The sequence below is a fragment of the Bacillus sp. BC08 genome, from assembly GCF_054326875.1.
Map to the genome: position 1 here is coordinate 189,865 of NZ_JBTGPA010000031.1, position 12,200 is coordinate 202,064.

Consider the following 12,200-nt stretch of genomic DNA (forward strand, 5'->3'; position numbering starts at 1 on the left):
ATCTCAGTATAACCAAAAGGACGGACAAACTCAAGTATATATGAGTTTGTCCGTTTATCATTTCGTGAAAGCGAGATAGTATGTAATCCACTATTTTTTAACTAAATTCATAGCTACCGTGATCTCTTTTATCGTTTTATTTTTTTGTTTGACCAGACAGTTCAATAGACTTTTGCGTACAGCGCTGCATAGCTGAAATGATGGCTGTGCGTAAGCCTTTTTCCTCTAATGTTGCTACAGCTTCTATCGTTGTTCCACCAGGAGAACAAACCATATCTTTCAATTCACCTGGATGTATTCCTGTTTCTAGTACCATTTTGGCAGAGCCTAATACAGCTTGAGCTGCGAATTTATATGCTTGATTTCTTGGCATACCATCTAGTACAGCAGCATCTGCCATCGCCTCTATAATCATATATACGTATGCTGGTGAAGAACCACTTACTGATGTAACAACATCCATTAATTTTTCACTTACGATCTCTGCTTGACCAAAGCTATTGAAAATGTTTAGCACATCTTCTAAATCTGTTTCTGTCACCATTTCATTAGGGCATAATGCAGACATTCCTTCTCCAACAAGGGCAGGGGTATTAGGCATTACTCGTACAACTTTTAATTTCTTATCAAAAGATTCCTCTGTACTTTTGATGCTTTTTCCAGCAGCGATCGTTACGACGATAACATCGTTTTTGATTACTTCTTTTATTTCGTTAATGATTGATGCGTATAGGTCTGGTTTAATTGATAAAATTAAAATATCAGCATTTTTAGCTACTTCATTATTGTCAGTAGTTGTAGTTAGCCCATATTTTTCGTTAACGTGTTTTAAATTCGTAGTGTTTAAATCCGAACAAATAACATGATTTGCAGACACTATCTTTTTGTTTAGCATCCCGCCAATGATAGCCATCCCCATATTTCCGCATCCGATGAATCCAATTTGTTTGTCCATAATTATTCAATCTTGCTCCTTTTATAATAAATTATATCCTTTTGAAATTATTATCTTAAAATAACAATAACATCTACATGCAATATAAAGAAACATTCTAAGAGAATATATTCCTTTTTGCAACACCAAAAGTTAAAAATGAATTATATTCGACATTATGTAAATATATACACTTTAATTTAAGGTTCTATGTTGATGAATCTGAGTTAAATTTATCCCGCTTTAATGGGCAGTAAGACCCCCATCTCAAAATGCAGCGAAAGCAAAGAAGTTAGGTGGGGGATCAACTGCCCATAAAAGTCCGATTGGTTCAACTAATAATCAGTGGGGGATGAAGAAAACCCCCACTGATTAAAGTTTCACTTTATATCGATTTGTATTTTCATTCAGTAGGGTAATAATCTCATACAAGTAATTTGCCGCTCTATTTATTTTTAAAATACCTCTTGACACCAAATTAAATTATATCGCATAATATAAAAAATTAAACCGAAAATCGTTGAAGGGAAATAGTACATATGTCTTCTTGCGAAAGAGAGTGGAATTCACCGGCTGAAAGATTCCTCGTATAGAATATATCGAACCTATCCCTGAGTCTTAAATGAAAGTTTAGGCGTTCGCCTGCGTTATAGGCGCCAAGTGGATATCTATATGTATATCAATTAAGGTGGTACCGCGGAACAATGACCGTTTCGTCCTTTTTATTTTATTAAGGGCGAAGCGGTCATTTTTATTTTGCTCTTTAATAGGCTAGGTGCAGCATTGGTGAGAATAGAAGGTGCTGCACCTAGCAGAATGAATAAAAGTGTAATCTATAAAAAACTTTGATTTTAGACTTGGGGGATAAAAAAATGAAAAAACAACGAATTGTTGTAAAGATTGGGAGCAGTTCCTTGGCAGATAGTCACGGAGGCATTTCTAAAGAACAACTTTCAGATCACGTTGCCGCATTGGCTCGATTGAAAGAAGAAGGGCATGAAGTTTTGTTAATTACATCTGGCGCCGTCGCTGCAGGTTTTTCTGCTCTAGGGTATCCTAGTAGACCTGTGACAATTAAAGGGAAACAGGCTGCTGCGGCTGTCGGACAAAGTTTGTTAATGCAGGCGTATACGGAGGAATTTCGTAAATATGGCATCGTTACTGCGCAACTATTGCTGACGAGAAGTGATTTTTCTAGAAAAGAACAATATAGTAATGCTTACGCTACTTTAGGAGAATTACTAAACCGTTCTGCTCTTCCAATCATTAATGAAAATGATTCCATCTCTTTAGAGGAGCTGACGTTTGGTGATAACGATATGCTGTCAGCTTTAGTAAGCGGACTTGTTTCGGCAGATATGCTTTTGATTTTTACGGATGTGAACGGTTTATATGACAAAAATCCTCAGAAAAATGCAGATGCGAAAAAATATTATTTCCTTCCTGAAGTTACGGAAGAAATTGCTTCTCTTGCAGGAGATGCTGGTTCAAAACTTGGGACTGGCGGTATGAAATCAAAAATTGATGCTGCGAAGACAGCACTCTCTCTTGGCGTGAGTGTATTTATCGGAACAGGACGTGGACAAGAGAAATTTGTAGATGTTTTAAAGGGCAAAGGTGATGGAACGTATGTTGGAAATGCTCCTCAAAAAGAAATGAAGATGAACAAGCAATGGATCGCTTTGCATTCGCTTGTTAGCGGACAAATTGAAGTAGACGCTGGAGCAGCTACTGCTATCATTCAGCATGGTAAGAGCCTTCTTCCTGCGGGCGTTACAAACGTGTCAGGATTTTTCAAAGTTGGCGATGTCGTAGAAGTTATGACGCAACAAGGGCGCGTCATTGGAAAAGGGCAATGCACATATAGCGCAGAGGAATTAAGAGTGGTAAAAGGTATGCAAAGCCAAGATATCCAAGCAAGAGGCGACAGGAATAATTATGAAGTCATTCACAGAGATTATTGGGTTTCACTTTAAGAATAGTGATGTTAAAAAGGAGGAAATAAAGATGAATGAAGTGTTGGTAAAGGGAAAAAAAGCGAAAGAAATTGCTAGAGAACTTGTACTAAAATCTACAAGTCAAAAAAACGAAGCACTTGCTGTCATTGCGGATCAGTTAATTGTAGAAACAGTTTATATTTTAGCGGAAAACAAACGTGATATCGAAGAAGGTAAGGCAAAAGGGTTTTCTGATTCACTCCTTGATCGTCTTATGTTGAGTGAACAGCGTATTATTGATATGGCAGAGGGAATTAAGCAATTAATTGAATTACGTGATCCTGTTGGAGAATGTGTAACTGAATGGGAGCGACCAAATGGACTATCTATTCAGGAGATGCGTGTACCACTTGGTGTTGTTGGGATGATTTACGAGGCAAGGCCGAATGTAACAGTCGATGCTGCTACAATTTGCTTGAAAACAGGAAACGCAGTGATATTACGTGGTAGTTCTTCTGCTATCAATTCTAACAAAGCCATCGTTTCCGTTATTCACCGAGCGCTCAAACAAACAAGCTTACCAGAAGAAAGTGTACAGCTTATAGAAGATACAACGCGAGATAGTGCAAAGCAGTTGTTTACATTGAATGGGTACTTAGATGTACTTATCCCAAGAGGTGGCAAACAATTAATTGATACTGTAGTAAGAGAAGCGTCTGTTCCAGTACTTGAAACGGGTGCAGGAAATTGTCATATTTTCATTGATGAAACAGCGGATAAGCAAATGGCAATTGATATTATTATTAATGCAAAAACGCAGCGTCCATCTGTATGTAATGCCATTGAAACGATTGTACTTCATGAGAAGTGGGCGCAGCAATATGGTAGCGAGTTGTTTTCTTCTTTGAAGGAAAGAGGCGTGGAGCTACGTGGTGATCAGAGAGCATTGGCAATTGATTCTTCGATTGTACTTGCTTCAGAAGAAGACTGGGGTACAGAATTTTTATCTCTCACACTGGCAGTTAAAGTAGTTTCTTCTATAGAAGAAGCGATTTATCACATAAATAAGTATGGATCTATGCATTCCGAAGCGATTATTACAGAGGATGAGGAAAACGTAAATAAGTTCTTCACATCTGTTGATGCGGCGGCACTTTATCATAATGCATCCACTCGTTTTACTGATGGATCTGAATTCGGATTTGGAGCAGAAATTGGCATCAGTACACAAAAGCTACATGTAAGGGGACCGATGGGACTTCCTGCATTGACTTCTACAAAATATGTGATTCGTGGAAATGGTCAGATTCGAAAATAATAATAAAAGACACTCAATTCGATTGGGTGTCTTTTATTTTAAAGATTATTTACCATACAAATAGTCCAACAAGCATAGCGCTTAATAAGGAAACTGCCATCCCGCTAACAAGAAGCTTCCAAACATTTTTACCGATTATGGCTGATTTTTCTCCGCCAAATAATGAATTGTAAGTTCCGTAAATCATACCTACTGTACTAAAGTTAGCAAAAGAAGCTAGAAATGTAGTTGCAACTGCAACTGTATGTGGTTGCAAAGACTTTAGGTTTGATTTTAAATCCATCATTGCAACAAATTCATTCGTCGTTATTTTAATCCCCATTAATTCAGCTACATACATAGCATCATTACCTGATAAGCCAAGTAAGAAAGCAAAGGGACTAAAGATAATGGAGAAGATTTTTTGAATTGTTAAACCTGTTACGAAAAAGCTTAAAATACCGTTTAAACATGCAGTTAATGCTACATAACCAATTACCATAGCTAAAATAACGATAACCATATTCATCCCGACTAACATACTGTTTGAAATAGTAGAAAAGAAATCCTTTTTTTCATCTTTTGAAGGTGTATATACAACATCTTCTTCTTTCGTAACTTCCACAGGATTTAATACATTGGCTAAAATTAATGCGTTAATACAGTTTAAAGGGATAGCGCTGAAAATATATGTTGCCGGAACCATTGATAAATAAGCGCCAAGAATGGATCCGCTAACGCTACTCATACTCATAATTCCAAAAGTTAATAAACGATTTTCTTTTAAAACGGATAATTGATCACGAACAACCGCAAGTGCTTCGGTGTTTCCTAAAAACATCATTTGAATCGAAAAGAAACTTTCTAACTTTGGTAAACGAGAAATCTTTGAAATAATTGCACCTACTTTATCAATAATCCAAGTTAAGATTCCAAAATAAGAAAGAATATCAAAGAACGTGATAACAAAAATGATAGGAAGTAATGCACTAAAGAAGAAATCAACAGTTTGATTTTCCATAGCGGAAGGAAATACAAACCGAATACCTTCATTCGCACATGATAGTAGCCAACTGAAAAATGAAGCGATTTTATTAATGATAATACTGCCGAGCTTCGTGCCTAACATAAACCACGTAATAAAGAGCTCCAATATGATTAGAATAACGATTGGTCTCCATTTTATTTGTTTTTTATTAGGCGAACATAGGAAAACGATTAATATTACAACAAAAATCCCTAACATATTTAATATGAAATGCATCTCAACAACTCCTTGAGAGTTATTATTTGTATATAAAAAAGCTCCTATTCTTCTTAATTTAGAATGAATGTATTTGAACTCATGTTTTTATAAATTCTAAAAAAATAGAAGGGTAAATTCGATAAAAATAGAATTTAATATATAACAAACAAGGAGGGGATAAAAATGGAGGTCTATCACATAACGAGTAGAAAGAGGGAAACTTATCATGTTCAAGTGAAATATTCGATACTTTTCGAATGTGCACTAGGCATTGCGGCAATTACTCATAAAAGATTAATCGATACTCTTGAAAAGAGTCTAAATGAATGGGAAGAAATTAAGGAATCATTAACAGAAGAAATGAGAGAGCACTTACAGTTTGTAGAAGAACATAATACGTGGAAAGCGCTGCTTCAGTTATTGTATGAAGGAGAGTTTCAGGATTTATCACAGTTTCATGCTACAATCGATTCGCTTTCAGAAGAAGATTTGAAGTATATATGTTTACCGTTTTTAGGCGAGAAGTATGAAGAGAAAAGACATTTAGCAGCAAGTGGAGACGTAACTGCAATACATGAACTAATGGAACTGACACATGATCATCAGTTTTTCTCCGCGTATATTCATTTTATATGTGATGTTCATGTACAAGTGCTGAAATCCCATTTAATCGCTGTTATGACAGGATGGTATGAGAATGTTATTCAGAAAGAGGAAGAGCAAATACTATCTATATTAAAACGAGATTATGAAGCGAAAAATGAAATGAATAAAAAGATGAAACCAGAAGAGTTTGTCGAGTGGGCGACCGGCGGCGTGAACTATATGCCAGAGCCAAGTGTTCATTACGTACTTCTTATCCCGCAGATGATATACAGACCGTGGAATATTGAGGCGGATATTGAAGATACGAAAGTATTTCATTACCCAGTCGCAAACGAAAGCATCCATCCTGAAGATCTGTATGAACCGAATTATTTTTTAGTTCAAAAACATAAAGCACTTGGGGATGAAGCGAGATTACGCATTGTAAAAATGTTGTTCGAAAAAGAACGAACATTGCAGGAAATTACAGAAAGACTGCAACTCGGTAAATCGACTGTACACCATCATTTGAAATTGTTGCGTGCAGCGAAGTTAGTTGATATACATGACGGGAAATATGTATTAAGAAAGAAAGCAATACAGTCATTAGCGAAAGAATTAGATGCGTTTTTAAATAGATAATAAGCAACTAGAATGCACATAAAGGGAGGAATTTAAGAGAAAAGTTGGTGTATGAAATTGAAAAATGTGTTGAAAAATCGTTCGTTTTTTTTCATGTGGATTGGTAGCGCGATTTCAGAATTGGGCGGGGCTTTCGGAACGTTATGTAATTCGATTCTTGTTTACGAATTAACAGGGTCAAAAACAGCATTAAGTAGTATGTGGTTACTATACTTTATCCCATCGCTCATACTACAACTAATAAGTGGTCCATTTATTGATAAATGGAGCCGGAAGTGGATTATGATATTTTCGCAATGGGTGCGGGCGTCGGTTTTCTTACTACCCTTAGCCACGTTACTTACTGGTAGCATAGAAGTTTGGCATGTGTATGTCGTACAAATTATAATCGGGCTTATTACGCCGCTATATACACCTGCAAGTCAAGCAATTACACCGAGCATTGTAAGTGAAGGACAACTTCAAGACGCAAATGCGTATATTGATGGGGTGGCTCGACTTATGATGTTTCTTGGGCCAATATTAGGCGGAGTAGCCATTCATATGATTGGAGTAGAACTTACACTATCTTTTGTATGTATTTGTCTATTTGTTAGTGGCGCTTTTTTACTTTATATAAAAGAAAAGCGAACAACACAATCCATTCGGAAAACATGGCTAGGACAGTTTCTTCACGGTTTTACATATTTTTTCACAAAACCAGTTATCGTTTGGCTCGGTGTTTTTCTTACTTTCGTGCAATTGGGGGTGGGAGTAACGCTGGTTACAAATCTTCCTTATATAAAAGATGAGCTGTCAGCAGGGTATGCGGAGTTTGGTTATTTTATGGCTGGTTTCCCGTTTGGCTATGTAATTGGATCTATACTAGTCGGAAAAGTAACATATAAAAGCCGGCGTATACTTATGCTTGGTGGATTGTTTATAGGAGGACTAACATATATTTCTCTAGGGTTCAATCATAGTATAGTAATTGCGGTGTTCATTGAAGTAGTTGCAGGCATTTGTATTTCATTTTTCAATGTTCATAACACAACAATTTGCCAACAAACAGTACCAAACAATATGATAGGACAAATATTTTCAGTGCGTTTATTTTTCATACGATCCGCTATGCTGTTAGGTGTGTTATTAGGAGGCATATTAAGTGAAATGTGGGGAATAAGAGCACTATACTTTATTATCGGTGCGATTATATGTGTTACTTCTTTAATAGGATTATTCCTTCCATATTTCAAATTTTTAGATGAAGCTGTTGAAGAGAAAACAGCATAATTCAAATAATTAAAACTTTTCAATTGAAAATAATTATCATAATCAATTATAATAGAAGAATACTAGTATTCGTAATATAAAGAGGGAGTGGGATTATATGTTTATCGAAACGAAAACATTTACAGTAAAAGAAGGTACATCAAATATAGTTGTAGAACGTTTCACTGGCGAAGGTATTATTGAAAAATTTGAAGGATTCATCGACTTAAGTGTTCTTGTGAAAAAAGTAAGACGCGGAGATGAAGAAGTTGTCGTTATGATTCGCTGGGAATCTGAAGAAGCATGGAAAAACTGGGAAACAAGTGAAGAACATTTAGCAGGGCATAGAGCGAGTCGTGGGAAACCAAAACCAGATCATATCATTAACGTTGATCACGCAGTTTATTATGTAAAATCATCGAAAGCGGCTTATCAACAGTCGTAATATATATGTAAAGGTAGAGGATATTTGTTTAGTAATAAACAAATATCCTCTTTTTTCGATTTATAGTAAAATATGGATGTGATATATGTTTTATTGTTTCGTTATAAATGGAGGTAAATGAAGTGAAAAAATGTTTGGAGGTTACAAATGTTAGAAGCACAGACATCTATTAAACATGAACAACATAAAAAATTAGTGCAAACAATAGTAGCTGAAATCTTATTAATAGATAAGGTAACTGGATGTATGCTTATCGGATCTGTCGCAAGAGGTGATGCATATCCTGATTCGGATTTAGACTTATATATTCTGTTAGAAGATGGACAAAAGAAGAGGTTCCATTCTGAAACGAGAGAAGAAATTTTAGTTGAATATAAGTATGCAGACGTCAATCAAATACTAGTAAACTTTAAAAACAATCCGATGGAACTATACTCATTTTTAGAAGGGAAAATTTTATTTGATAAAAGCGGCGAGTTGAAAAGGTTAAAGGAGATAGCTACCTATGAATTTGAAAATTATCGTATTTCTAGTGACAAAGTGAAAGGTATTTCTCATTGGTTGCATAGTTCGCTCATTAAAATTCAGTCTGCTTTGAAAGCAAATGATGAGTTAAAAGCTTCATACATCGTTCATACGTCAACTTGGACATTGTTAGAAGGGATATGGACTATTAATAACCAACCCACACCGCCAGCGGGATCTGTTTTAAGGTATATTCAAGCGTTGCCCAATAAACCAATTCAATTGGAGGCATTACTTCATAAACTATTTTTAGGGGATACGACAGAGCGTACCTCTTCAGCAATTTTCTTGATTGAGTGGGTTTTACACAATTTGAAAAGTAAATAATGTGTCTATTTTATGTAGGTACATTAAAATTTCATATCGAATGGTTCATGTAATTACATTTATTAAAAAGCGTTCTAGGCTATAGAGAAAAGTATTAGACTATAAAGCATAGTCTTAGATGGAACGCTTGAATATCTTACCTTGCATATTTAAGTGTTATGAAAATGAGTCTACATACCCTGTGCTTAAAAGGAGATGAGTGAATGAAGTTAAATCATTTGAATCTATGCGTGGATGATTTGTCAGAAGCGAGACATTTCTTTGAAACATTTTTTGATTTTCAATTTTTGGAGCAAAAGGGAAAGGCACTAGTAGTGATGAGTGACGAGAGTGGATTTATACTTGTGCTAAGCGATCCAAAAGCATTTAAGGGAAATAAGGAAGTGATGTATCCAGAAGCTTTTCATATTGGTTTTTTAGTGGATACTTCAAATGAAGTTGATCAAGCATATAATCGTTTAGTAGCTGGTGGCATTGAAATAGAAAAGGCACCGTATTCTATGAGAGGTAGTAGTTATGGTTTTTATTTTACAATGTTTAACGGATTGTTAATTGAAGTGTCCTGCCTTGACTATAAAGACGGTAAGAAAGTTCAATAACGAATTAACAAGAGTAATTGTATGAAGATGTAAATAAAGCCTCTTATCCAGTTTGGAAAGGGGCTTTATTATTTTAAGGGACTTAAAAGTAAAAATAAACGGTTTTTAGTCAGCCAAATGACTTGTGAGACAACTTTTTTATAAATCTATCTTAATTTCAAATTCAAGCACATCTTGATCTTTCTTAAACGGTATATTGAGTTCTTTAAATCGTAAGCTTATTCCAGCCAAATTATCAGGAAGGGCAGGAGATATAACGAAATGATGACTAAAATGTCCATCAGTGCCGCCACCACCTTCTGACCAGCAGTCATATGTATCATCTATTGATAATTGGAAGAAACTATGATGCTTATTTTCATTAAAAACTTCATCAGTGGAATCCCAATCGCTATATAAATAAACTACACTAGCATTTGCATATTGGCGAATAAAAGTTACGGTATACATAATACCTTTATGTTCATACGTTTTAAAAACAGGTATATGTTTTTTGAATGTAATAGGTTCGACGCGAGGTTTAAATTCACCTTCGTCCATCATAGAAGAGAATAGTGAATTTAAATAGTCTGGATAAAATCCGTATTGCTTTGCCCATTTATAAATAGCTTCATCATGTGGAAAACCTGGATCACCACCTGAAAGTTCTTTCCGTTCTTTTAATAGGGCACAAATTTTTTCATCGATAGTATATAATCTTTCATCGTAATAATCAGTAGGGCGTTCAAAATTCATTCGTTTCATAATTATTCCTCCTTTTCTTTATTTTAACAAAAAAGAAAGTGCAATACATTTTTAAATATTAAGTGTAAATCAAATGTTATAGAATTAAAATGAAGTTTGAAAACAAGTTCTATTTTGCAAAGGAATTGCTTATGCATAAAATAATAATAATGTATGAATCAAGCAGGTATCCCATATGGTAAAGTACGAAACTATTATAAGTAGTACAGTGAAATCAATAGGAGGTTACCGCTATGACAGCTGTTTTTAAAGATATGGCGTTCCAGTTAAAAACGGAACGACTCGATCTGAATATGTGGGAGGAATCTGATGCAATCTGGCTGAGACAATTAATTGGTGAACGTGGTGTGGACATGCCAACCATTGAATCTGTTCGTAGCTCTCTTATCGAAATGCGCAAGAAAGCAACTGAAAATGGCATTTCTCTTCTTACTATACGTAGGCGAAAAGAAGGGGATTTTATCGGATACTGTGGCTTAATCATCGGTCGATCCACGCTTGAAGAGCCGGAAATTGCATACGAGTTGTTCCAAAGCGCTCATCGTAATGGTTATGCGACAGAAGCAGCATCAGCAGTGCTTGAGGCTGCGATTGCTACGGGTCGCCATAGACTTTGGTCTACCGTAGGTGCTTGGAATACTGCGTCTTTCCGGGTATTAGAAAAGATAGGATTTAAGCGGCATCACAGTACGTTTGGTGAACGCGGTGAGATTGTTTGGAATGTGCGCGATCTGTAGGGATTTGACTCAATTCAGAACAAAAATTGTAAAAGAAAGCCTCTATGTTAGGTTACTTAGTAATCTAACATAGAGGCTTTTAGGCTTTTCCTTATAGTAAATATTGAGTTTGTATATATGTAAGAGTAATAATCTGTCGTTTTATTTTAATTTTTTACATCTTCATATAATTGGAGCGCATCTTTCACATTCAATCCGTTTTTCACAATGCCATGTATTGCTTGAATCATGGCAGCAGGATGTTCAGATTGCCATATGTTTCGGCCCATGTCTACGCCAATTGCGCCTTCTTGCAGTGCATTGTACGTAATGTTTAATGCGTCTTCAATTGAATCTAGTTTTGGTCCGCCAGCGATTACGACTGGGGCAGGGCAAGTGCTTGTGATTTTTTCGAATCCTTCGCAGTAATACGTTTTAATAATGTCAGCTCCCATTTCAACGCATACGCGGGAAGCGAGTGCTAGAAAACGAGCTTCACGTTTTTGTAATTCTTTCGCAACAGCGGTAATGCCGAGTACTGGCAAACCGTAATCGTGAGCTTCTGAAACTACATTTGCGAGATTTGAAACTGTTTGCGTTTCATAGTCTGATCCGACGAAAACAGAAACGCCGACGCCAATTGCGTTTTGTTTCACTGCTTCTTTTACAGGTGTAACAATTGTTTCATTCGCTAAATCTTTACCGACGACAGTAGCTCCGCCTGAAACACGCATAACCATCGGTGTGCTGCAGTTTTCAGGAATACAGGAGCTAAGTACACCGCGCGTTAAAAAGAGGGAATCTGTATAAGGAAGTAAGTTTTTAACTGTCTCGAGTGGCTGTTCTAACCCGTGAATGGGTCCTAAAAAGTAGCCGTGATCTATCGCTAACATAACCGCTCTGCCATCAGGTAAAATTGTATTTAATCGATTTTTAAATCCCCAATTCATTT

Annotated in this window: 12 protein-coding genes and 1 other annotated feature; of the genes, 8 read left to right on the plus strand and 4 right to left on the minus strand. The window is 36.0% G+C overall.

Annotation, left to right across the window (positions count from 1 at the left end):
- Positions 1-136: 136 nt before the first annotated feature.
- Complete coding sequence (gene proC / locus ACXVYO_RS11570; RefSeq protein WP_458467099.1) at positions 137-955, minus strand: pyrroline-5-carboxylate reductase; 819 nt, start codon at positions 953-955, stop codon at positions 137-139.
- A gap of 490 nt (positions 956-1,445) precedes the next feature.
- Positions 1,446-1,658 (plus strand) — a binding site (T-box leader).
- A gap of 148 nt (positions 1,659-1,806) precedes the next feature.
- On the opposite strand from proC, the gene proB reads away from it, so the two are divergent.
- Both proB and ACXVYO_RS11580 read left to right on the plus strand, forming a co-directional pair.
- Positions 1,807-2,910 carry a glutamate 5-kinase gene (gene proB / locus ACXVYO_RS11575; protein ID WP_458467100.1) on the plus strand — a complete coding sequence of 368 codons (1,104 nt, stop codon included), beginning with the start codon at positions 1,807-1,809 and terminating at the stop codon, positions 2,908-2,910.
- 31 nt (positions 2,911-2,941) lie between these two features.
- A complete protein-coding gene (locus tag ACXVYO_RS11580; protein ID WP_458467101.1) occupies positions 2,942-4,189 on the plus strand; it encodes a glutamate-5-semialdehyde dehydrogenase in 1,248 nt (415 codons plus the stop codon).
- 49 nt (positions 4,190-4,238) lie between these two features.
- Here ACXVYO_RS11580 and ACXVYO_RS11585 read toward each other — a convergent pair whose 3' ends face one another.
- Positions 4,239-5,432, minus strand: coding sequence for a NupC/NupG family nucleoside CNT transporter (locus tag ACXVYO_RS11585; RefSeq protein WP_458467102.1), 1,194 nt, complete (start codon positions 5,430-5,432; stop codon positions 4,239-4,241).
- A gap of 165 nt (positions 5,433-5,597) precedes the next feature.
- Between ACXVYO_RS11585 and ACXVYO_RS11590 the strand changes: the two genes are divergently transcribed.
- The 5 genes from ACXVYO_RS11590 (at position 5,598) to ACXVYO_RS11610 (ending at position 9,788) form a co-directional block, all read left to right on the plus strand.
- The gene (locus ACXVYO_RS11590) at positions 5,598-6,641 is read left to right on the plus strand and encodes an ArsR/SmtB family transcription factor (RefSeq protein WP_458467103.1); all 1,044 of its coding nucleotides are present in this window, start codon (positions 5,598-5,600) and stop codon (positions 6,639-6,641) included.
- 51 nt (positions 6,642-6,692) lie between these two features.
- Entirely contained in the window at positions 6,693-7,913 is a 1,221-nt protein-coding gene (locus ACXVYO_RS11595) for an MFS transporter (protein WP_458467104.1), read from the plus strand.
- Between the two features lie 97 nt (positions 7,914-8,010).
- Positions 8,011-8,337, plus strand: coding sequence for a heme-degrading monooxygenase HmoA (hmoA, locus tag ACXVYO_RS11600; protein ID WP_000469503.1), 327 nt, complete (start codon positions 8,011-8,013; stop codon positions 8,335-8,337).
- A 147-nt stretch (positions 8,338-8,484) separates the two neighbouring features.
- Positions 8,485-9,189 carry a nucleotidyltransferase domain-containing protein gene (locus ACXVYO_RS11605; RefSeq protein WP_458467106.1) on the plus strand — a complete coding sequence of 235 codons (705 nt, stop codon included), beginning with the start codon at positions 8,485-8,487 and terminating at the stop codon, positions 9,187-9,189.
- 203 nt (positions 9,190-9,392) lie between these two features.
- A complete protein-coding gene (locus tag ACXVYO_RS11610) occupies positions 9,393-9,788 on the plus strand; it encodes a VOC family protein (protein ID WP_073515448.1) in 396 nt (131 codons plus the stop codon).
- A gap of 138 nt (positions 9,789-9,926) precedes the next feature.
- Here ACXVYO_RS11610 and ACXVYO_RS11615 read toward each other — a convergent pair whose 3' ends face one another.
- Positions 9,927-10,532 carry a hypothetical protein gene (locus ACXVYO_RS11615; protein ID WP_458467107.1) on the minus strand — a complete coding sequence of 202 codons (606 nt, stop codon included), beginning with the start codon at positions 10,530-10,532 and terminating at the stop codon, positions 9,927-9,929.
- Positions 10,533-10,765: 233 nt separating this feature from the next.
- Between ACXVYO_RS11615 and ACXVYO_RS11620 the strand changes: the two genes are divergently transcribed.
- The gene (locus tag ACXVYO_RS11620; protein WP_458467108.1) at positions 10,766-11,269 is read left to right on the plus strand and encodes a GNAT family N-acetyltransferase; all 504 of its coding nucleotides are present in this window, start codon (positions 10,766-10,768) and stop codon (positions 11,267-11,269) included.
- A gap of 146 nt (positions 11,270-11,415) precedes the next feature.
- Here the strand turns inward: ACXVYO_RS11620 and lsrF are convergent, their stop codons facing one another.
- Entirely contained in the window at positions 11,416-12,198 is a 783-nt protein-coding gene (lsrF, locus tag ACXVYO_RS11625) for a 3-hydroxy-5-phosphonooxypentane-2,4-dione thiolase (protein ID WP_458467109.1), read from the minus strand.
- Positions 12,199-12,200 lie beyond the last annotated feature (2 nt).

Bases quoted from the DNA above. Each gene is read 5' to 3' on its own strand.
- ACXVYO_RS11585 (WP_458467102.1), bottom strand. From the start codon at position 5,432: ATGCATTTCATATTAAATATGTTAGGGATTTTTGTTGTAATATTAATC.
- ACXVYO_RS11580 (WP_458467101.1), top strand. From the start codon at position 2,942: ATGAATGAAGTGTTGGTAAAGGGAAAAAAAGCGAAAGAAATTGCTAGA.
- ACXVYO_RS11615 (WP_458467107.1), bottom strand. From the start codon at position 10,532: ATGAAACGAATGAATTTTGAACGCCCTACTGATTATTACGATGAAAGA.
- proB (WP_458467100.1), top strand. From the start codon at position 1,807: ATGAAAAAACAACGAATTGTTGTAAAGATTGGGAGCAGTTCCTTGGCA.
- hmoA (WP_000469503.1), top strand. From the start codon at position 8,011: ATGTTTATCGAAACGAAAACATTTACAGTAAAAGAAGGTACATCAAAT.
- ACXVYO_RS11620 (WP_458467108.1), top strand. From the start codon at position 10,766: ATGACAGCTGTTTTTAAAGATATGGCGTTCCAGTTAAAAACGGAACGA.
- ACXVYO_RS11610 (WP_073515448.1), top strand. From the start codon at position 9,393: ATGAAGTTAAATCATTTGAATCTATGCGTGGATGATTTGTCAGAAGCG.
- lsrF (WP_458467109.1), bottom strand. From the start codon at position 12,198: ATGAATTGGGGATTTAAAAATCGATTAAATACAATTTTACCTGATGGC.
- ACXVYO_RS11595 (WP_458467104.1), top strand. From the start codon at position 6,693: ATGAAATTGAAAAATGTGTTGAAAAATCGTTCGTTTTTTTTCATGTGG.
- ACXVYO_RS11605 (WP_458467106.1), top strand. From the start codon at position 8,485: ATGTTAGAAGCACAGACATCTATTAAACATGAACAACATAAAAAATTA.
- proC (WP_458467099.1), bottom strand. From the start codon at position 955: ATGGACAAACAAATTGGATTCATCGGATGCGGAAATATGGGGATGGCT.
- ACXVYO_RS11590 (WP_458467103.1), top strand. From the start codon at position 5,598: ATGGAGGTCTATCACATAACGAGTAGAAAGAGGGAAACTTATCATGTT.